Consider the following 21,927-nt stretch of genomic DNA (forward strand, 5'->3'; position numbering starts at 1 on the left):
TGACCGCGATACTGCCCCCGTCCGTGCGCAGCTGTACACGCGGCGCGCCCAGCGGATCGACACCCCCGAGATCATCACCTACGCCGGACGGACGCCGCCAACCGTCCTATTGCGCACGAGATCGTAAGGATTGTCGAACGAGGCCGAACGAATCCGAACACCTGCGGGACACCGCTTGCCGCTTGAATTTTCTACCGTCGAGGCCGACCGCGCTGGCGCGTGGTCGTTCCGCACTCCCTGCTGTTCGGGAGTGCCCGACAGCTTCTCGCAACGATCCGTCCAACGGACGCAGGGCATCGACGACGTGAGATCCGTGAAGGATTGCTAACGACGCGCAACACATCGGCTTGGGGGGGCGTGCTATGCACGTTGGCTACGAAGGATTGGCGGCAGAGCTGCGCGGGCTCTTCCTGATAGCGGAGCGCAGGGCCCGGGCCGAGGGCCGCGGCCTGACCAAACCAAGCGTGGCAAAGCGGGTCGGTGTCTCCGCCAGCAGCCTCTACGCCTATCTGGCCGGCACGACCCTGCCGCCCAGCGACGTCTTCGACGCGCTCCTGATCGCATTCGGCGTGGAAGGCCCGAGACGGGCGTACCTGGCCACCGTCCGTGACCACATCGCCATTGGTCGACGGGCGGAGCCGGTCCCGGCGAAGGTGGCACCATCGCTGGAGTTCGCGATCCTGGGTCCGCTGAGGGTCCTGCGGTCGGGCAGTCTTATGCGGCTCAGCGGCCTGCGTCGGCGGACGCTGCTGACCGCGTTGCTGCTTGAACAAGGTCGCCCGGTAGAGGCGGGCCGCCTCGCCGAGGTGATGTGGGACGGCTGCCCGCCTGCCAGCTGGCGCGGTGACATGCAGGCGCACGTCTCTAGGCTGCGTCGGGTGCTCTGCGGGCCGGCGGAGTCGGGGCAGGCGGTTGTGGTCCGCTCCCACGACGGGTACCTGATTCCGGCTGAGGCCGGGTCATTCGATCTGACCGAGTTCGACCGGCTTTCGGCGCTCGCGAGTAGGCAGAATCCTGCCGAAGCGTGCGCGACGTTACGACAGGCGTTGGCGCTGTGGCGGGGCCCGGTACTGGCTGACGTGACGCCCGAATTGGCCCGGTCGGCCGCGCACGGGCTCAACGAACGCCGGACGTCCGTTCTGGAGCGGCAACTGGAGCTTGAGTTGTCGCTGGGCCGGTCTGGCAACGCCATCGGTGAACTGCGCGACCTGGTCGCGGAGCACCCCGGCCGCGAGCTGCCACGCCGGCTGCTGGCCCAGGCGATTGAGGCCAGCCGCCCGCCAGCCGTGAAAGCCGGAAAGCGCAGGGGTTTCGGCGGCGGGAACACGGCCGTGACACCGCAAGAACTGCCACCGGATATGCCCTCGTTCGTGGGACATGAGGCGCAGCTGGCGGAGCTGGACGCGCTGGCAGGTCACGCAGAGCGAGCCGACTACGTGGTCATCGCGGCACTGTCGGGCGCGGCCGGAGTCGGCAAGTCGGCCCTCGCGATTCGCTCGGCGCACCGGATCAAACACCTCTTTCCAGACGGCCAGCTGTACGCCGACCTGCGCGAGACCGGCTCGGCAGTCGTCGTGCTGACGCGATTCCTGCGTACGCTGGCGGCCGCGCCAGTGCATCCGGACCCGACTCTGGAGGAACTCGCGGCCCGCTTCAGGTCGCATGTCGCGGATAAGCGGCTGCTGGTGGTGATCGACAACGCGCGGACGGCGGCTCAGGTCAACCCACTGTTGCCCGGTACGCCGACCGCGATGGTGCTCGTGACCAGCCGTCGAGTGCTTCCGCTGATGCCCGGCACCGTGCACAAGGGCATCGCGACGCTGTCTCATCGGCTGGCGGTCGACCTGCTGACGCGGATGCTCGGCGATGAGCGTACGCGCGGCGAGCCCGTCGCGGTGGCCATGCTCGCCCGGCAATGCGGCCACCTCCCGCTGGCACTGTGTATTGCGGCGGCCCGGCTCATCGAACGCCCGCATTGGCCTATCGCGATGCTCGTCGGACGGTTGACTGACGAACGCCAGCGGCTGTCGGAGCTGCAGATCGCCGGGCAGTCGTTGCGTGGCAGCTTCGCCGCGAGCTACGCCGAGCTCGCCGACAGCCCCGCCGCCGCCCGGCTGTTCCGTCTGCTCGGCCAATGGAACCGGCTGGAATTCACCGCTGTGGCGGCGTCGGCGTTAGCCGGTCTGAATGAGGTCGCGACCGAACGCCTGCTGGAAACGCTGACGAGCGCACAGTTGATCGAGTCGCCAGCCCCGGGGTGCTACCGGATGCCGGACCTGCTGCGCCTGTTTGCCCGGGAGCACATATCGGGCCGGGGTGATGACGACGGCGCCGGCCGGACTCCGGAGCTGTCCAGAGTGGCGTGAGGTTGCTGACGTCGCGCTTGCGGCCGTGGTCTTGTTCAGTCAATTCCAGGATTGATCTCGCACTCTCCTCAGCTCTGGTTGAGTTCGCCTGCCGGAACAACCTGGGGAGGTTCGGGTGTCGCCACGTGTCATCGCAATCGCGCCTTGCGGCGCGTTGGAGTTCAGCCCGCGTCTTGTGTCGGCCGTGACGGCCGGCGGCGGCCTGGGAGTGCTCGATCTGGCGGGCGGTGGCCCACGCGCGTTGCGGGCGCTGCGCCGGGCGGTGACCCGGGGGCCGGTCGGTGTCCGGGTGCCGCGCGGATGTGTGGTGGACCCGGCCGACCTGCGGGAGCTCGGTGTCGCCACGGTCGTCGTGGAGCCGGGATCTGACCTCGACACGACCGGCTTCACCGTTCTCGTGGAGGTCGTCGATCTCCAGGAGGCCGAGCGGGCTGTTGCCGGCGGAGCGCATGGGATCATCGCGCGGGGCATGGAAGCCGGCGGGCGGGTGGGTGACCTGAGCTCGTTCGTGCTGCTGCAACAACTGGTTGACGCGATCGACGCGCCGATCTGGGTGTGCGGTGGCATCGGCCCGCGCGCCGCGGCGGCCAGCGTGATCGGCGGCGCGTACGGCGTGGTGCTCGACGCACAGCTCGCGCTCATGCCCGAGTCGGACCTGCCCGACGACGCGATCGCCGCCATCCGGCGCATGGACGGGTCCGAAACGATCACAGTGGGGCGGACCCGGGGGATCCGGCGTGCCTTCCACAGCGAGGAGCTGCTGCCCATCGGCCAGGACGGCTGGCTCGCCTCCGTCTTCGCCGGGCGTTTCCGCGACACGGCCGCTGCCGTACGCGATATTCGTTCGGTCATCGAAGGCGCCGGAAACGACGATACCGCTGGCCGTCTTCTGAGCGAGGGTTCGCCGTTCGCGCAGTCGCTGGGCATCAGGGTGCCCGTCGCGCAGGGGCCGATGACGCGGGTCAGCGACGAGCCCGGATTCGCCGCGGCGGTCGCCGACGCGGGAGGGCTGCCGTTCATCGCGCTCGCCTTGGCCGACGGCGATCGGTCGCGGAGCATGCTGCGTAACGCCTCCGCCGCTCTCGCCGACCGGCCCTGGGGCGTCGGGATCCTCGGCTTCGTGCCGGACGAGCTGCGCGCCGCGCAGCTCGAGGCGATCCGCGAGGTCCGGCCGCCGTGCGCGATCGTGGCGGGTGGGCGTCCGGCCCAGGCTGCCGCCCTGGAGGCCGAGGGGATCACGACCTTCCTACATGTGCCGTCACCTGGGCTGCTGCGCCAGTTCCTACAGGCAGGCGCGCGCAAGTTCGTGTTTGAGGGCGCGGAGTGCGGTGGTCACGTCGGGCCCCGAGCCAGCCTGCCGCTGTGGGAGCAGCAGCTGACCGTTCTCGACGAGCTCGACGATGTCAGCGACCTGCATCTGCTGTTTGCCGGCGGCATTCACGACGCCCGCTCGGCCGCGATGGTCGCCACAATGGCAAGCCCGCTCGCCCGCCGGGGATCGAAGGTCGGCGTCCTGATGGGGACCGCGTACCTGTTCACGCGGGAGGCCGTGCAGACCGGCGCCATCGCGCCCCGGTTCCAGCTGGAGGCGCTGCGCGCCACGCGTACCTCGTTACTGCTGACCGCACCCGGCCACGCGACGCGGGCGCTGCACAGCCCTTTCGTGGACGACTTCCACCGCCTGCAAGCCGACCTCGCCGCTGCCGACGCCGAGAGCCGCAAGCTGTGGCAGCAGCTGGAGCGGCTCAACAATGGGCGGCTGCGCATCGCCAGCAAGGGCGTCAAGCGCGACGGTGACCGGCTCGTGCGGGTGGACGAGGCCACGCAGGCGACGCAGGGCCTGTTCATGGCCGGTCAGATCGCCGTGCTGCGCGACGCCACGCTCAGCGTCGCCGAGTTGCACGACGAGGTGACCGTGCGGGCGGCGGAGTTTCACGAGGCGAGAGCGGAGGCGCTGCGGGACCGGCCCGCCGTCGCTCGGCCGGCGGCCCAGCCACTCGACATTGCCATCATCGGCATGTCCTGTGCCTTTCCCGGGTCGCCCGACCTGGACGGCTACTGGCAGACGATCCTGTCCGCGCGTGATGCCATCACCGAGGTCCCGACCCACCGCTGGGACGCGGACATCTATTACGCGCCGGAGGTCGGGCCGGGTGAAGCGGGCCGATACAGCAGCTCCAAGTGGGGCGGGTTCATCGAGCCGGTTCCCTTCGACGCCATCCACTACGGCATCCCACCCGCCGCCCTGAGCAGCATCGATCCGACGCAGCTGCTCGCGTTGGAGATGGCCCGCAGGGCACTTGCCGACGCGGGATGTTCGAGCGCGGACCATTCGCGTACCGGCGTCGTGTTCGGGGCCGAGGCCGGCAGTGACATGGGCCACGCGCAGACCCTGCGGACGATGCTGCCCAGCTATCTGGGCGAGGTGCCGGAGGAGCTGGCCGAGCTCCTGCCCGAGGTCAGCGAGGACTCGTTCCCGGGGGTGCTGGCCAACGTGATCGCCGGCCGAGTCGCCAACCGGCTCGACCTCGGCGGGCCGAACTTCACGATCGACGCGGCGTGCGCCTCGTCGCTGGCCGCCTTGGATGCGGCGTGCAAGGAGCTGGCCTCCGGCAACAGCGACATGATGATCTGCGGAGCCGCCGACCTGCACAACGGCATCAACGACTACCTGATGTTCACATCGGCACACGCGCTCTCCCCGACCGGAAAGTGCCGCACCTTCGACAGCACAGGCGACGGGATCACGCTCGGGGAAGGGGTCGCCTGCCTCGTCCTCAAACGGCTCGCCGACGCCGAGCGGAACGGCGACCGGGTCTATGCGGTGATCAAGGGCGTCGGCGCGTCCAGCGACGGCCGCGCGCTCGGGCTGACCGCCCCGCGGGCGGAGGGCCAGCGGCGGGCGCTCGACCGGGCGTACGCGACCGCCGGCCTGTCGCCTCGGCAGATCGGGCTCATCGAGGCGCATGGCACCGGCACGGTGGTCGGCGACCGCACCGAACTACAGACCCTGACCACCATGTTCACCGAATCCGGCGCCGCACCGGGCGCCTGCGTGCTGGGCTCCGTGAAGTCTCAGATCGGTCACACCAAGTGCGCGGCGGGCCTTGCGGGCATCATCAAGGCCTCACTCGCGCTACATCACGGCGTCAAGCCGCCGACCGTCAACCTCACCAAGCCCAATCCGGCGTGGGATCCCGAGCGCAGCCCCTTCGCCTTCTACACCGAGGCGCGGCCCTGGCTGGCGGCCGATCGGTACGCCGGGGTGAGCGCGTTCGGCTTCGGCGGCACGAACTATCACACCGTGCTTGCCGCGTACCGCCCAGAGGAGGCCCGGCACGCCCGCAACGAGTGGCCCGCGGAGCTGTTCCTGTTCCGCAGCACCGATGCGATGCGTGAGATGGCGCAGCGCCTCACGTGGACGGACGCTCTCGGACGGCCGTGGCGACTGCGCGATCTGGCCGCCGCGCTGGTCCGTGAGCCGGGCGGGCCGGTGCGGGCCGCAATCGTCGCACGTGATCGGCAGGAACTGTCGACGCTGCTGACCCGGGCGTTGGCCGGGGAGCACGCGCCCGCCCAGGGCCTGATTCGCGGCGACACGATCGACGGGAAGGTGGCGTTCCTGTTCCCCGGGCAGGGGTCACAACGCGTCGGAGCGCTCGCCGAACTGTACGTGAGCTTCCCGGAACTGCGTGAATACCTCGATCCGGCGCTGGCGGCGATGCTGTATCCACCCGCGTTCGGTGACGAGCGGGCGCAGGCCGACCGGGTCCGGGACACCCGGGTGGCTCAGCCGTTGCTCGGCGCGTGCGGGCTTGCGGTCGATCACCTGTTGCGCCGGGTTGGCGTGCGGCCCGACATGGCGGGCGGGCACAGCTACGGCGAGTTGGTCGCGCTGAGCGTCGCCGACGCCTTCGACGGATCCACGTTGATGCGGCTGAGCCGGGAACGCGCCGAAGCAATCCTCGGCGCGGCGGGTGAGGATCCCGGGACCATGGCGGCGGTGGCGGCCGCGCCGCAGGAGGTGAGCTGCCTGCCCGGCGTGGTGCTGGCCAACCACAACGCGCCCAACCAGGTTGTCATCTCCGGACCGACCGACGCCGTACGTGACATGGTTACCCGGCTGCGGGAGGCGGGCAAGCAGGTACGCCCACTGGAGGTGGCCTGTGCGTTTCACAGCCCGGTGATCGCCGGGGGTGTGGACCGTTTCGCCGAGGTACTGAGGGACACGCCGATGGCGAAAACCGTCATCCCGGTGTGGTCGAACCGCAGTGCAGAGTCCTACCCCGCCGATCCGGACAGCATGCGTGAGTCGCTGGCGGCGCAAATCGGCGCGCCGGTGCGGTTCGTGGACCAGATCGAGTCCATGTACGCCGCCGGCGCCCGGATCTTCGTCGAAGCCGGCCCGGGGCAGGCGCTCACCAATCTCGTCCGCGACACGCTGGGCGAACGCACGCACCTGGCGGTCGCCTGTGACGGCGGCCTGCGCGGGCTGCTGATCGCCCTCGGCCATCTGGCGTGCGCCGGTGTGCCGGTGCAGCCGGGCTGGCTGTTCCGCGGGCGTGGGCCGGTGGAGGTGACCGCCCCCAATTCGCACGACTATCCGATGTGGTTGGTAGACGGGCAGCTCGTCCGCGACCACCGCGGCGAACCGCTGCGCGGCGGAATGCAACCGCCTCGACTGATCAAGGAGTGGTCCACGATGGGCAAGCGCGACGATCTGCTGAACGAGTACCTGCGGACTTCCCGCGACCTGATCGCCTCCCAGCGCGACGTCATGCTCGCCTATCTCGGGGGCGGCGAGACCGGCCGGCTGGTCTGGCAGCCGTCGGAGTCGTCGGTGCCAGCCGCGCAGCCGGCGGTGGACGCAGCCTCCGTACCAGCCCCGGCCGTGGCGGAGATCGCCGCGCCGGCCGAGCAGGAGGCGCCGGTCAAGCTCGATTTCCAGGGCGCCGTACTCGCCGTCATCAGCGACCGCACCGGCTACCCGCTGGAGCTGATCAGCCCGGACCTAGACGTCGAAGCCGACCTCGGCATCGACTCCATCAAGCGGGCCGAGATCGCCGGCGCGGTGGCGATGCGGCTGAAGCTGCCGACCGAGGGGGATCGGGCCCTGCTGGAGGACCTGGTCAGGGCGCGAACGGTACGCGCTATGGTCGCCTGGCTCGAGGAAAAGGTCGCCGGGTCGGGTGCAGCCACGGTGCCCGACCCCGCGCCGACGCAGAAGGGCCCGGCATCCGCTGCCGGGGCCACCACGCCGATCCGGCTCGTGCCGCGGCTGGTGGCGATTCCCGGCGAGGCCGCCAACGCGGACATCCTTACTGGCAAGCGGTTCTCGATCGTGGGTTCGCTGCCTGAGCTGGAGGCGAGGCTGCGCGAGCATGGCGCCACCCTCGTCGACGGTCAGCCGTGCGACGCGGTCGTCTTCGCCGAGCCGCAACTGCCCGAGGACTTCGAGGCAATTCAGCAGGCGCTGGCGGCCGGACCGCGATGGCTCTACGCGGTCGGCGGCTCGGAGGGACTGCCCGGGCTGTTCCGCACCATCGAACGCGAATACCCGGACCTGCTCGTCCGCGTCGTCACGGCGGGCGACGTGTTCGACGAGCTGCTCATCGACGCACGCCAGCCGGTCGTGCGGCGTACGCCCGAGGGACGGTTCTCCTACGACCTGGTCGCCGAGCGTCTGGAGACGCCCGGCATCGGCCCGGACGACGACGGCACGGCCGAGGCGGCGGCGCTGGGACTCGGACGTGACTCGGTCGTCGTGCTGATCGGTGGCGCGCGCGGCATCACACCGTGGGTCGCGCAGGCGATCGCCACCGCGAGTCGCTGCCGGATTGAACTCGCCGGGCGCACGATGCTCGCCGACGAGCCGGACGGCATCGCCGCCGACGACCTGGCCGGCGTACGCGCCGCACTCGTCGCGCAGGGCATGCGCGAACCCGCCGAGATCGAGCGCCGGGCGAGAGCCGTCATGGCCGACCGAGAAATCCACGCCACCATGACCGAACTGCGGGCGCTGGGCGCGCAGGTGCGCTACCGCAGCCTCGACGTACGCGACGAGGAAGCCACCCACCGGATGATCAAAGAAATCCACAGTGAGTACGGCCGGATCGACGGCGTCGTCTTCGCCGCCGGCATCATCGAGGACCGGCTCATCGCGGAGAAGCAACCGGCGTCGTTCGCCCGGGTCTACAGCACGAAGGTGGACGGCGCCCGGGCCGTGCTGAATGCGCTGGACGAGCTGCCCGGCCGACCGAAGTTCGTGGTCTTGTTCGGCAGCGTGGCGGCGGCGTACGGCAATCGCGGTCAAGCCGACTACGCGGCGGCCAACGACGCCATCGACACCATCGCCTCCGCCTGGGCCCAACGCACCGGGAACCGGTGCCTGACAGTCCATTGGGGGCCGTGGGCGCCCAAAGCCGGGCACGGCGGCATGGTGACCGCGTCGCTCGAAGCCGAGTTCGCCACACGGGGCGTACGCCTCATTGAGCCGGGTGAAGGCGCGCGATGTCTGCTGCGCGAACTCGCCTGGGGTGATCCGGCGACGACGTCGGTCGTCTACACCGCGTCGAACATCTGAAAGGGGCCCCGATGGACGTCGCAATCGTGGGCATGGCCGCGCTCATGCCGGGCGCGCCGACGCTCGAGCACTATTGGCGCAACCTTGTGGCCGGCGTGGACGCAATCTCCGACGTCCCGCCGAACAAGTGGGACAAGGAATTCTACGATCCGCCGCTGGCGCATCGACCCGACCGGCTGTACTGCCGCCGCGGCGGATTCGTCGATGACATCGCCACGTTCGATCCGCTGTCCTTCGGCGTCATGCCGTCATCGGTGCCGTTCATCGAGCCCGACCAGCTCATCGCGTTGGAGGTGGCTGCGGCGGCGATCGAGGACGCGGGCGGTGCCGACCGGCTGCCGGACCGAGACCGGGTCGGCGTCATCGTCGGTCGGGGCGGCATCCTCAGCCCAGCTCAGGCCCGCTATGCGCAACGCGTACGCATGTCGAGCCAGGTGCTGCTGGTCCTCAAAGAGCTCATGCCCGAGCTGGACGATCATCGGCTGGAGCTGGTGCGCAAGCTGTTCGACGAGCGCCTCGGCCCGCACCAGCCGGAGGGCACGATCGGGCTGGTGCCCAACCTGACCGCGTCGCGCATCGCGAACCGGTTCAACCTCCGCGGTCCTGCGTACACGCTGGACGCTGCGTGCGCGTCATCGCTGATCGCGGTGGACCAAGGCGCCACCGAGCTGCTCAGCGGCCGGCTCGACATGGTCCTCGCCGGCGGCGTGCATCACGTGCACGACATCAGCTTCTGGTCGGTGTTCAGCCAGCTGGGAGCGTTGTCACGGCGCGGCGAGATCCGCCCGTTCGACCAGGCCGCCGACGGGCTGCTGATCGGCGAGGGCACCGGCCTGGTGGTGCTGAAGCGCATGGCCGACGCTCGGCGCGACGGCGACCGCGTCTACGCCGCGATCCGGGGGATCGGCACGTCCAGCGACGGGCGCTCGGCGAGCATGTTCAACCCGGCCAGCACCGGCCAGTCGCTGGCGATCCGCCGGGCATGGCAGGCCGCCGGGCTCGAACCGACCGCGCCCGACGCGCTGGGCCTGCTTGAGGCGCATGGCACGGGCACGCCCACCGGCGACGCCGCCGAACTTGCCACCTTGTCCGACGTCTTCGGACCGCCACAGGCGCACCGTCCGGTCGTCGGCTCGGTCAAGTCGATGATCGGTCACACCATGCCCGCGGCCGGCATCGCCGGGCTCATCAAGGCCGCGCTCGCAGTGTCGCGCGGCATGCTGCTGCCCACCCTGCACTGCGACGATCCGCTGCCCCAGCTCGCCCAGACCCGGTTCCGCACCCTGAGCACCGCCCAGACCTGGGAAGCCGACGGACCGCGGCGGGCCGGCGTCAACGCGTTCGGCTTTGGCGGAATCAACGCCCACATCATCCTGGAAGAGGTGCCGCATATGACGACGAGCACAACGGCCGCGCCGCCTGTCGTCCGCGAGCCGGACCGGCTGCTGCTGCTGTCCGCGTCGGACACCGAAGCCATGGCCCGCCTGCTCGAAACCGACGACGTGCTGCGGCACCGCCCCGGCATTGAGCTGGGATGCCGGCTCGCCATCGTCAATCCGACACCGGAACGGCTGGCGATCGCCCGCAAGGCGGTCGCGGCCGGCAAGCCATGGCGTGGTGGCTGGGATGTGTGGTACAGCCCACGGCCGCTGCTCGCCGAGGGCAAGCTAGCCTTCGTCTTCCCCGGCCTGGAGGCCGAGTTCGCACCGCGCCTGGGCGAAGTGGCCGCACACTTCGGGCTGCCCGACCGGCACTGGTCGATGGAGGACCTCGGCGAGCACGGCGCCGGCGTCATCGAGGTGGGAAAGACTCTGGACAAGGCGCTGCGGCGCATGGGCGTACGCCCCGACGCGGTCGCGGGGCACAGCATCGGCGAATGGGCGGCAGCCGCCGCCACCGGCCTGATGAGCACCGCGTCGATGGACGAGTTCCTGGCGGTGTTCAACTCCGAGTCCGCGGAGATCCCAGGGCGCAGATTTGCCTTCGTCGGCGCAGGCGTCGACCGGGTCGCGCCGATACTGGCTAACTACTCCGGGGTGGTCGTGTCGCACGACAACGCGCCCACCCAGTGTTGCGTCAACGGACCGATCGAACAGGTCGAGCGGCTCATCGACGCGCTGCGGCGCGACCACGTCATCGCACAGATGCTGCCATTCCGATCGGCGTTCCACACACCCGCCTTCGCCGACGGCCTCGCGGCGGTCGGGACGGCCCTGCGGCACTGGACGGTCCGCCAGCCGTCCTGCCCGGTGTGGTCGGCGACGCTGGCCGGGCCGTATCCGTCCGGTCCGGACGAGGTCACGGCGTTGTTCGCCCGGCACATGGTCGAGCCGGTGCGGTTCGGGCCGACCGTCTCCGCTATGTACGCCGCCGGAGTACGCGTGTTCCTGCAGGTCGGCGCCGGTCAGCTGAGTTCGGTGATCGCAGAGAACCTGCGTGGACAAGACCATCTGGCTATGCCGGTCAACGTCACCCACCGCGACGGCGTCGAACAGCTGCGATGCGTTGCCGCGGCGCTCTGGGTCGAAGGAGGCGCACCCGACTTCGCCGCCTTGAGCGACTCGCAACCGACCGGCATGAGACTCGACCTCGGCGGGCCGCTCGTACGGCTGGGCGAAAGCGCCAACGGCCTGCTGGGGGTGACCGGACGCTCCCACGAGGCAACCACCTTGGACAAGCTCGCGGAAAAAAACGCGCTCGCCGCCGAACTCGCCGCGTTGCTGCGCGAGACGCAGGACAGCGCGGCCGAGGTGCTCAGCATCGTGGCGCTCGACGAGGGCAGACCCGCCGAGCACCGCGAAACGCTGCAGGTGTCGCTGGACACGATGCCCTATCTGAAAGATCACTGCTTCTTCGTCCAGCCCGACGACTGGCCGCATCCCGAGGACCGTTGGCCGGTGGTGCCGGCGACCACGGTCGTGCAGCTCATGATGGACGCCGCTGAGCGAGCGGCGGGTTCCGAAAGGCGCGCTGTCGGCGTACACGACGCCCGCTTCCACCGCTGGGTCATCGCCGCGCCCGCCCAGGACGTCGAGATCGTCGTCACAGCGCAGGACGCCAACCGGTTCACCGTGATGTTCGGGCCGTTCGCGCGGGCCACGGTCGAGGTGGCGGCAACCTATCCGAACGACGCCCCGCCGCCGATCGCGTACAGCTCGGCCGCCGAGTCCGCGCCCACGCTGTCGCCCGCCGACATGTACGCGGAGCGCCTGATGTTCCACGGACCGCTGTTCCGCGGCGTGACCGAGGTGCATGCCTTGGGTGAAAGGCATGTACGTGGCGTGGTGACTACGCCGACTCCACCCGGCGCGCTACTGGACAACGCATTGCAGCTGATCGGCAACTGGCTCATCACCACCCAGCCGTCGCGGACGGTGGCATTGCCGGTCGCAATCGGCAAGATCCGCTTCTTCGGCCCGCCGCCGCCGGCCGGCAAGGCGTTCGAGTGCATCGCGCGGGTCCGGTCGATCGACGACGCGCAGCTCGTCGCCGACACGCAGCTGATCGACAACGGCCGGGTGTGGGCGGTCATTGAAGGCGCGGTGGATCGCCGCTTCGACAGCCACCCGACCGCCCGCATGGCCGAACGGTTCCCGGAGCGGTACCCGATGTCCAGCCGCGCACCGGAGGGCTACACGATGGCCTTCGACTGCTGGACCGACCCGGTCACGCTCACCATGGCGGCCCGCGCCATCCTCGGCGGCCGCGCGTACGCCGAGTTCGACCAGCTGCCCGGCACCGAACGCAAACGTTGGCTGCTCGGCCGGATCGCCGCCAAGGACGCGGTGCGCTTCCGGCAGTGGGACGCCGGGCACCGCTACGTCTACCCGGTCGAGCTGACCATTCGTGACGAACCAGGCGGCGGGCACAGCGTGCAGGTGGAGTCGTCCCGCCTCACGCCATGCTTCGTGGACCTGGCCGTCTGCGGCGACGTGGGCGTAGCCATCGCCGGCGAGCATCCGGTCGGCATCGCGGTGGCCGAGAACCCGGCCGATCGGGAGGCACTCGCCCGCGAGGTCCACGCCAAGGCCGGCGGCGCGTCCGGAGAAATCGCGTTCCGCGAGGTGTCCAACCCTGACGACCTGCCCGCCCGCACGTACACCGTCGCCTTCACGGGAGAGTGAGATGCAAGCCGACCGACAGGCGATCCTCGCCGAGATCGCGGAAATCCTGGGTGCCATCCGCAATGACGTGAACACCGACATCACGATGGACTCGATGTTCCGCTCGGAGATCGGTCTCGCGAGCATCGAAATCGTCGCGCTGGCCGGGCGGCTCCAGGCGCGATACGGCACAACCGTTAACTTCGCCCAGTTTGTCGCCGAGATCGGGCTGCAGTCGATGCAGGACCTGCGGGTCGGGCTGCTCGTGGACTACATCGCCCAGTCGCAGGAACTGGCGACGGGATGACGCACATCGAGGCCAATGGCATCACGATGCACGTCCAGGTGCTGGAGCCACCCGGCGTCGCGGCCCGTACCGCGGTGCTCGTCCACGGCCTCGGCCACGACAGTATGGCCAGCTGGTACCTGACGCTGGCCCACCCGCTGTGCGCTCAGGGCGTGCGCGTGGTTCTGTACGACCTGCGAGGGCACGGCATGTCCGAGGCACCACGGTCCGGGTACCGCCTGGCCGACTTCATCGGCGACCTGGAGGCGCTGCTGGCCCACCTCGACGTCGACGGCCCGATCCTCCTGCTGGGCAACTCCTTCGGGGCGATGGTCTGCTTCGGCTACACCGCCGTTCATCCCGCGAGGGTCGCGGGCATGGTAGCGATCGAGGGCGGCCCTCCCACCGCAGGGTGGATCGGCGGCGTGCTGGCGGCCATGCGCGCCAACGAGCACGAACTGCCCGGGTTCGCGTCCAGCGAGCCCGTCTCCGTCGCTTCGATCACCTGCCCGGTGCTGTGCGTCTACGGCGGCGCTTCCCCGGTGGCCGCGTACGCGCACACCGTGCGCCGATGGATTCCGCAGGCCGAACTGGCCGTCGTGCCCGATGCGACACACACCGTCCTCATCGATCAGCCTGACGGGGTGCGGGCCCTGATCGCCTCGTTCCTGACCACGCTGGAGGCACCGCAGTGCGATGCATGATTATCAGCAACGGCCGATGCGGCTCCACCTTGCTGTCCGACCTCATCGGCGAGGAACCCGAGACCCTGTCGGCGCATGAGTTCTTCATGGGCGCGATGCCGTGGACGGCCAGTGAGGAGATCACGTCCGGGGCCGCGTACTGGGCGATGCTCAGCTCTCCCAAGCCGGACCTCCGTACGCTGTTCCGCGTCGGCCTGCCCCTCAAGGAGTTGGCGTATCCGGCCGACGGCCGCAGGGCCGGCGACCTCACCGAGCTGCCGTGGATTCTCGCCATCACGCTGCCCAAGCTCACGCCGGACCCGGACGCGCTGTTCGACGAGCTGGCGGTGCGGGTTCCCCGGTTTCCCGCGCAGCCGGTGATGCGTCATCACCGGATGGTCCTCGATCTGCTGACGCGAATGCTCGGCCGACGGCGCTGGGTCGAACGATCTGGCGGTTCCACCTATCTTGCTCCACAGCTGCTCACGTCGTTTCCCGACGCGAGGGTCGTGTACCTGACGCGCAACTGGGAGGACACCGCCCGGTCGATGGCCCGGCATCCGTCCTTCCAGTTGATCCAGTTGCGGGTCGAGTTCCTCGGCCGATGCGGAGTGGACCCGTTCCTGATACGGCCGGATCAGGCGGTGCCCGAGGACCTCGAGCGGTTCCTGCCCGAACGGATCGACGCCGCCGCTCTCACCGAACGCGGCCAAGACCTCCGCCGCTATCTCTGGCTGTGCGCGTTCCTGACCAGCCAGGCCGAGCAGGCACTGGCCGACACGCCACCGGAGCACCTGCTCACCATGAGTTACGAGGACCTGGTCGCCGACCCGGAGACGCAGCTCGGCCGGCTCGGGCGTTTCTTGGACTTCGCAGACTGGCCGGGGTGGGCAGCACGCGTGGCGGGACATGTCGTCGCGCAGCCGTCGCGACGGCAGCCGGTAACAACCTAGTTGCGAGAAGGGAAGCCATGAAAAGGGCCTTGTTAAGGCGCCTCGCCGTACCGGCCGCACTGCTGCTGGCGTTCGCGCCGACGGGCGCCGGTAGCACGGCGACCGCGCAGAGTGTCGCAGCCACCTACTCCTACCGGTTGCTGGCAAAGGCACAGCCGGACGAGTGCTTCGCCGGCGTCGGTGTTCCCTACCCGGTGGGTCCCCCCTGTGCCACCGGCCAGCCGAAGGTCAACCAGGCGTACGTGTGGGGCATGACGAAGGTGAGCACCAAGATCTGGTTCGGCACGGGCGCCAACGTCCACTGCGTCGTGGGCGGTGCGACCCTGGCGCTGGCTCAGCCGATCCTCAACGACGACTACGTATGCGAATACGGCGAGAGCCAGATCATCGTGCAGAACCCCACGGTCCCAGCGTCGGTCGGCGACCAGCGGCGCCCGGAGGTATTCATCTGGGACACCGCGACGCAGACGCTGACCCGCAAGACCGATGACATCATGAACGCCTCGGCCGCCGACCAGCTGCGACTGCGCGCGACACTGGGGCTGCGAGCGGCGGGCTCGTTCAACGGGGTTGTCCTGTTCGGCGGGCCGGGCCTGGGCACCAGCATCAACATGTTCGCCTTCAACAGCACGACCGGGCAGTACCTGGGCTCGGCCGGATTCCAGCAGTACGGCAACATCCGGCACTTCCTCGTGGCCGGCAACGCCCTCTATGCCGGGGTCGGCGTGGGCCGCAACGGCGAGCTCAGCGGCAACGTCCTGCGTTGGACGGGTAGCGTGACCGATCCCTTCAACTTCGTCAACGTCGGCACCCTGCCCGCTCAAGCCGCCGACCTGGCGATCTACGACGGACGGATCGCCGTCTCGACCTGGTCGACCATCAACGCCGACACGCCGGCGAAGCGAGCCGGCATCTGGGTGAGCCCGATACTGGCGAACGGTCAGCCCGGTCTCAACGAAGAAGACGCCAACGGCTGGCAGCAAGTCTGGGAAGTCGGGCAGTACGACCCCGACTTGACCGTCGCGAGCAGCTACGGCCTGGGCGGCCTTTACGAGTACGGCGGCCAGTTGTACTGGTCCACCATGCACGTGCCGCTAAAGTCGTCCAGCGTTTTTCTCCTGAGGTATCCGCAGCCGGACGACACGGCCAAGTGCAACGCCATATACAACACCCTGCGGGCCATCTCGGTCTGGCGCGGCAGCGGCTTGGGTACCTCGACCGCCCACGTCGACATGCTCTACGGTGAGTCGACGATGAAAAAGTACGACCCGGCAGGCAACAAGGGCGTCGGGTCGTGGTCGGACCAGCCCACCGGCTGGACGGCGGTCTACGGCCGCTCCGGGTTCGGCGGCAACCCGTTCCTCAACTATGGCTGGGTGATGCGCGAGGCCAGCGGCAAGCTGTTCATCGGCGTGATGGACTGGGCATACCTGCTTAAGGGCCGGCTCGGATCAAGCACCTGCGGCCACAAGTTCGGCGACTACGACAACTGGGGCGGGGAGCTGTGGGTCTTCGAAGACCCCAACCGCCCGGCGACGCCGGTCAACACCACCGGGTTCGGCAACATCCTCAACTACGGCGTGCGCACCATGGTCACCGACGGGAACAAGCTCTACTTGGGCATGGCCAATCCGATGAACCTACGCACCGACAGGACCCAGTCCACCGGCGGCTGGGAGCTGATCGAACTGACCATAGGATAGGAAACGTCCGTTGAACCGCCCGCTCACTATGTCGCTTGCCGTGCTCGTGCTGCTGCTCGCCGGTTGCCAGGCGGTGCGGCCCGCACCGGTCCCGCGGCCTACCAGCACCGCCGACGCGGCGGCGTCTGCCACTCACCGGACCATGGTGGGCGGGCGGATTCGCACCTATCAGGTTTACCGGCCCGAATTGCCTGCGGGGGCGCGGGTGCCCCTGGTCGTCATGCTGCACGGCGCCCTGGGCACCGGTGCGCAGGCTCGGACGTCGTACGGCTGGGACGAGCAGGCCGTGCGAGATGGATTCGTGGTCGCATACCCCGACGGGCTCAACCGGTCGTGGGCGGTCAGCGACACCTGCTGCGGGCCTTCGGCTGCGTCTCGTGTGGATGAGATGAGCTTCATCCGGCAGATGATCACGGAGATCTCCCGCAGCACCCCCATCGACTCGAGTCGAATTTTTGCCACGGGCATCTCCAATGGTGGCATGCTCGCCTACCGGCTGGCGTGCGGCACTGACCTGTTCGCAGCGATCGGACCCGTCTCGGCGACGATGCTGGGCACGTGCGAGAAGCCTTTCCCGACCTCAGTGATCCACATCCACGGCGGAGCGGACGCCACCATTCCGCTCCGTGGCGGCCCCGGTAAACGCAGCAACAACGGCACCGGCCGCTATCCCGCCGACACCAGCGGCCCACCGATAGCCGGCCTGGCCGAAACCTGGCGCCAGGTCGACCGCTGTCCGCAGCCGATGATCACGACCTCGGGTGTCGTCACCCGCTCAGTTGCGGCCTGCCCGGACGGACGGGGGGTCACCCTCATAACTATCACGGACGCCGGTCACCAGTGGCCGGGGCAACCCGGTCCGACGGGAGCAGCCGTCGCAGCCCTCAACCTCGACCGGCCCTCCGCTGCGTTGGACGCCACCGCGACCATCTGGAACTTCTTCGCCGAACACCCGCGCAAGACCGGCTGAACCGAGCCACACCGCCCTGCGGGCGCTCGCCGGCATTCTCGTCCGTCCGTGCGCTTGTACTGCGCCTGCACCGCCACAGGACCTGAGAGGGCGTTCGATTTGTTCTTGATCTACCAGTATGAGCCTCGCCAGGTGGGTGTAGCTACGTCCGTTATGCGGCGGCTGACGTTATCGATCATGGCGATGTGGATCATGGCAGCTGGTCGGCAGGGTCCCGTAGTCGCGGACGAGTCTGCGGTGCACCTGCAGGTGTGTTCCTAGCTTGATCTTTAACCTGTGCGGCGTGGCCTCGGGTTAAGCGAGGAACCCCGGCTGTTCAGCTTCAGGGCCGAGAAGCTGACCGCCAGCTACCTCAGCTCGCTCCCTGAGGACGAAGCGGTCGCTGCCCTGGAGTCGGGGAGACGGCGTGAGGATCGGTGGCTCATCGTCTCCGCCAGCTTTGGCGCCGCGATCGACAGAAGCTCGAACAGGGTTGGGCCTACCCTGTTGATGGAGATCGGGCGATCTTCCGCGGCTCGGATCACGATCCGGGCTGCATCCGCCGGCAGCAGAGCCGGCACGTTCGCAAACATCTCGGTCGGGGCGATCATGTCCGTGCGTACCAGGGGCATGCGCACGTTCGATACGGTTATCCCGTCTGCGCGCATTTCCCGTGCAACGATTCGCCCGAAGGTGTCGAGAGCTGTCTTTGACGAGATGTACGCCGCGAACTTCGGGGTACGTAGCTGCACACCTGCGGTCGTGACGTTGACGATATGCCCCGATCCCGCCGCGACCATGTGTGGCAGGAGGGCCATGGTCAGCCGGACGGGCGCCAGGTAGTTGATCGCCATTGTCCGCTCAAAGTCGTGGATCCGGTTCCACGAGGCGGGGATGGATCGTCTGATGGATCTGCCAGCGTTGTTGACCAGGACATCGACTGTCTGGTGGCGCTGGAGGATGAGCTCGACCATGGCCGCGACGCGGTCAGGCTGGGTCAGGTCGCACGGGTACGACGCTGCCATCCCGGCAGAGGCATTGATGCGGCCGACCACGCCATCGAGCAGGTCAGCGCGACGGGCAACCGCGATAACGGTGGCGCCCAAGCGGCCCGCCTCGACTGCGGTGGCGGCGCCGATGCCCGAGGACGCCCCGGTCACCAGCACGGTCAGGCCGCGCATCGATCGCCTGCGTTGTCGTGGCAGCCGTAGGGCGTCGCGAGCCCGAGCGCCGACCGACGCCAGCCTGTTCGTGCTCCTCGTCGGTCGGATCTCGGGGGATGCTTCCGGCATAGTCAACATGGTAGTTGACACACTGCCTCACCGGCGAGTGAGGGCATTGACGGCGCTATCATGTGCCCGTGAGTGATGGCAGCAAGCCCAAGATGGAGAGTGGGATCGGGCAGCGCCGCGCGCAGGCTCGTGGTCAGCAGAACGCCGCCTACGCGGACCGGAGAAGTGAAATCCTCGCGGCTGCGGCGAAGCTGTTCAAGAGCCAGGGCTTCCGAGGCACGAGCCTCGTTCACATAGCCGACCAGGTCGGCACGGACCGGGCATCGCTCTACTACTACTTCAGCAGCAAGGAAGAGCTCTTCGACGTCCTCGTCACCGACGTCGTCAAGAAGAACCTCGCCACGGCCGAGGGGATCCGTGACTCAGCGGACCCCGCACCGGAGAAGCTCAGGAAGCTGATCGTCGGCCTCATGGAGTCGTACGCCGAGCACTACCCGTTCCTGTACGTGTACCTGCAGGAGAACATGGCTCACGTGGCACCGAAGCGCCAGGCCTGGGCGCGGCAGATGCGTCAGGTCAACCGGCGCTACGAGACCGCGATCACCGACATCATCCGCATGGGCATCGACGAGGGCAGCATCAAGGCGGCCGGCGAGCCGTGGGTCCTCGCGTACGGCGTGATGGGCATGGTCAGCTGGACCCATCGGTGGTTCAACCCGAACACCTCAGAGGTGGACGCGCGCGCGATCGGCGAGTCGTACGCCGAGGTGATCCTCGCGGGCCTCGCCGCCGAGCGCGGGTGACGCTGCCGGTTTGACTTGCGCCCACGCGGGGTCAACACTGTTGTTGATATGACTGTCAGACAACTCCGTCCAGACGTCGATGCCCTCGTGAGCCTCTTCGAGCGCCTCGACGTACGTCCCTACGAGGAGCTGGGCGTCCTCCGGGCGCGCAGGGCGATGGCAGCGGTGACCCGCTCCCAGACCGCTCCTCTCCCCGTGGCCCGGGTCGAAGACGTCACGGTTCCCGGCGCCGTCGGGCGCCTCCCCACGCGGGTCTACGATCCCGCCCCAGGCGCGGGTCTCCCGCTCGTCGTCTACGTGCACGGCGGCGGGTTCAGCCTTGGAAATGTGGAGGCCGCGGACGGCCCGTGCCGGAGGCTGGCCGAAACGGCCAAGGTCGTCGTGGCCTCCGTCGAGTATCGCCTCGCCCCAGAGTCGCCGTTCCCCGCAGGGTTGGAAGACTGCCGTGCGGCCGTCGACTGGTTGCTGGACGACCCTGGTCGCGTCGGCGCCGGCGACGGGCGAATCCTGGTAGGAGACAGCGCTGGCGCTCATCTCGTGGCGTCGACCTCCGTGCAGCGCCGTGACGCCGGGCTGCGCCCCGCGGATGCGCAGGTGCTCATCTACCCGACCGTGCGCCCCGCCCGCGGCAACCCGTTCCGTTCATACGAGGAGAACGCCGACGCACCCCTGATGAGCCGGTCGACGATGACCTGGTTCTGGGACCAGTACCTTCCTGCCTCGCACGACCCCACCGACCCGCGCATCGACCTACTGCGCTGCCCTGACTTTCGCGGTCTTCCCCGCACGCTGATCGTGGCGGCTGAGCTGGACCCGCTGCGCGACGAGGGGCTCGAGCTCGCAGCCCGAATGGCCGAGGACGGTGTACCGGTCGAGACATCGCTCTACGAAGGAGCCGTCCACGGGTTCTGGTGGCTCGACGCGGCGCTCGGGCAGGCAGCCGAGCTGGACGGAGAGTTGGCGGCGTTCATCGGCCGTCTCTGAGCAAGCACGTTCGCCCAGAGACGGCCGATGCGGCAGGATCAGCCGGCAGCCAACAGCTCGGCCGCCCGCTCGGCCAGCAGGAACTTGCGGGGCCGCCCGCTCGGCGTGACCGGGACGTCCTTCACACTGGTGAAGAGCACGTGGCGTGGGACCTTGAAGCGGGCGAGGCGGTCGGCGCAGAACGCCCGCAGTTCCTCCTCGTCGACCGTGCTCTCCTCACGACGGACCACCCATGCGACACCCACCTCGCCCATGCGGTCGTCGCGCAACGGTACGACGTGTGCGTGCATGACACCGAGGTGGCTCGTCAGCACGTCCTCGATCTCCTTGGGGACGACCTGCTCCCCGCCGCAGCGGTAGACGTCCTTGGCGCGTCCGACCAGGGACACGAAGCCCTGGTCGTCGATCGTCGCGAGGTCACCGGAGCGGAACCAGCCGTCGGCGTCGAACGCTGCGGCGGTCTCCTCCGGCTTGCGGTAGTACCCCGGAGTGATGCCGGGGCCCCGCGCGAGGAGCTCACCGACCTCCCCGGGCCGCACGGTCTCCCCGGTCGCCGGGTCGGCCAGACGGTACTCGACGAGGAGGCCGCCGAGAGCGGGGTCGCCGGCGCATCCGGCCGGACGCATCCGACCGTTCGTGCTGCGCACCCGCTCGTCGGGTCCCCCGGGCTCGGTCAGCGTGGTGGTCGCCGTGGTCTCGCTCATGCCGTAGCCGGTGGTGAGTTCGACCTCCCCGAACACGTCACGGATGCGCTCCCACAACCATGGTGGTGAGTAACCGCCGGACGAGATCATGGTGGTGAGGCTGGGCAGCTCGCGAGGGTCGGCCTCCAGCCGATCGATGAGGGCCATGGTCATGGTCGGGATCAGCAAGACGTCGTCGGCCGAGTGCCCGGCGATTCCGTCAATGGTGGTCTGCGCGCCGAACGCCAGCTGGGGCACGATCGCCCCGCCGGCGTACGTCACGGCCAGCATGCCCTCGACATATCCGTAGACGTGATACATCGGTAGCGAGAAGACCACCCGATGCCCGTCTCCGAACGCGCGGGAGTAGGCGCTGCCGTAGGCGGTGCGGGTGAGCATGTCGTGAGTGAGTACGACGCCCTTGGGGTTTCCGGTCGTGCCCGACGTGTAGAGGACGTCGCAGGTGGCCGCCGGGTCGGCGGCCCCCAGCCGCAACATTACGGCCCCACCCCCGGCCCCCACGGCCGAGAACCGAAGAGCGGCGGGGAGGGGAAGAGTGTGGTAAAACAAGGGTATATCACGGGGGTGGCCGGAAGCAT

The 21,927-nt window shown here is 69.1% G+C and carries 12 protein-coding genes and 1 pseudogene; 10 read left to right on the top strand and 3 right to left on the bottom strand.

The window, feature by feature from the left end:
• Positions 1 to 362 precede the first annotated feature (362 nt).
• The 8 genes from ABZ671_RS27420 to ABZ671_RS27455 all read left to right on the top strand — a co-directional run bounded on the left by ABZ671_RS27420 (position 363) and on the right by ABZ671_RS27455 (position 17,647).
• Positions 363 to 2,366, top strand: coding sequence for a BTAD domain-containing putative transcriptional regulator (locus tag ABZ671_RS27420; RefSeq protein WP_357863463.1), 2,004 nt, complete (start codon positions 363 to 365; stop codon positions 2,364 to 2,366).
• 115 nt (positions 2,367 to 2,481) lie between these two features.
• Positions 2,482 to 8,949, top strand: coding sequence for an SDR family NAD(P)-dependent oxidoreductase (locus tag ABZ671_RS27425; protein WP_357863466.1), 6,468 nt, complete (start codon positions 2,482 to 2,484; stop codon positions 8,947 to 8,949).
• 11 nt (positions 8,950 to 8,960) lie between these two features.
• A complete protein-coding gene (locus ABZ671_RS27430; protein WP_357863469.1) occupies positions 8,961 to 13,073 on the top strand; it encodes a beta-ketoacyl synthase N-terminal-like domain-containing protein in 4,113 nt (1,370 codons plus the stop codon).
• A 1-nt stretch (position 13,074) separates the two neighbouring features.
• Complete coding sequence (locus ABZ671_RS27435; protein ID WP_357863472.1) at positions 13,075 to 13,359, top strand: acyl carrier protein; 285 nt, start codon at positions 13,075 to 13,077, stop codon at positions 13,357 to 13,359.
• Positions 13,356 to 14,042 carry an alpha/beta hydrolase gene (locus tag ABZ671_RS27440; RefSeq protein WP_357863475.1) on the top strand — a complete coding sequence of 229 codons (687 nt, stop codon included), beginning with the start codon at positions 13,356 to 13,358 and terminating at the stop codon, positions 14,040 to 14,042. The genes ABZ671_RS27435 and ABZ671_RS27440 overlap by 4 nt, the downstream gene beginning before the upstream one ends.
• Positions 14,039 to 14,974 carry a sulfotransferase domain-containing protein gene (locus ABZ671_RS27445; protein ID WP_357863478.1) on the top strand — a complete coding sequence of 312 codons (936 nt, stop codon included), beginning with the start codon at positions 14,039 to 14,041 and terminating at the stop codon, positions 14,972 to 14,974. Before ABZ671_RS27440 ends, ABZ671_RS27445 begins: the two co-directional genes overlap by 4 nt.
• Complete coding sequence (locus ABZ671_RS27450; protein WP_357863482.1) at positions 14,908 to 16,677, top strand: hypothetical protein; 1,770 nt, start codon at positions 14,908 to 14,910, stop codon at positions 16,675 to 16,677. The genes ABZ671_RS27445 and ABZ671_RS27450 overlap by 67 nt, the downstream gene beginning before the upstream one ends.
• A gap of 10 nt (positions 16,678 to 16,687) precedes the next feature.
• Complete coding sequence (locus ABZ671_RS27455; RefSeq protein WP_357863485.1) at positions 16,688 to 17,647, top strand: PHB depolymerase family esterase; 960 nt, start codon at positions 16,688 to 16,690, stop codon at positions 17,645 to 17,647.
• A gap of 110 nt (positions 17,648 to 17,757) precedes the next feature.
• On the opposite strand, the pseudogene ABZ671_RS27460 reads toward ABZ671_RS27455, so the two are convergent.
• Positions 17,758 to 17,896: pseudogene (locus ABZ671_RS27460) on the bottom strand (IS5/IS1182 family transposase); the annotation flags it as partial.
• 98 nt (positions 17,897 to 17,994) lie between these two features.
• The gene (locus ABZ671_RS27465) at positions 17,995 to 18,807 is read right to left on the bottom strand and encodes an SDR family NAD(P)-dependent oxidoreductase (RefSeq protein WP_357863489.1); all 813 of its coding nucleotides are present in this window, start codon (positions 18,805 to 18,807) and stop codon (positions 17,995 to 17,997) included.
• 179 nt (positions 18,808 to 18,986) lie between these two features.
• Between ABZ671_RS27465 and ABZ671_RS27470 the strand changes: the two genes are divergently transcribed.
• Together ABZ671_RS27470 and ABZ671_RS27475 are read left to right on the top strand one after the other, a co-directional pair.
• Positions 18,987 to 19,661 (top strand): TetR/AcrR family transcriptional regulator, encoded by a 675-nt coding sequence (locus ABZ671_RS27470; RefSeq protein WP_357863492.1) that lies wholly within the window; start codon positions 18,987 to 18,989, stop codon positions 19,659 to 19,661.
• 87 nt (positions 19,662 to 19,748) lie between these two features.
• On the top strand, positions 19,749 to 20,645 hold the full coding sequence (locus tag ABZ671_RS27475) for an alpha/beta hydrolase (protein ID WP_357863495.1): 897 nt from the start codon (positions 19,749 to 19,751) through the stop codon (positions 20,643 to 20,645).
• Positions 20,646 to 20,683: 38 nt separating this feature from the next.
• Here ABZ671_RS27475 and ABZ671_RS27480 read toward each other — a convergent pair whose 3' ends face one another.
• Positions 20,684 to 21,826: a class I adenylate-forming enzyme family protein gene (locus ABZ671_RS27480; RefSeq protein ID WP_357863498.1), complete on the bottom strand. Its 1,143-nt coding sequence runs from the start codon at positions 21,824 to 21,826 to the stop codon at positions 20,684 to 20,686.
• Positions 21,827 to 21,927: the final 101 nt, after the last annotated feature.

The sequence above is a fragment of the Micromonospora sp. NPDC006766 genome (genome assembly GCF_040636055.1).
GTDB lineage: Bacteria > Actinomycetota > Actinomycetes > Mycobacteriales > Micromonosporaceae > Micromonospora.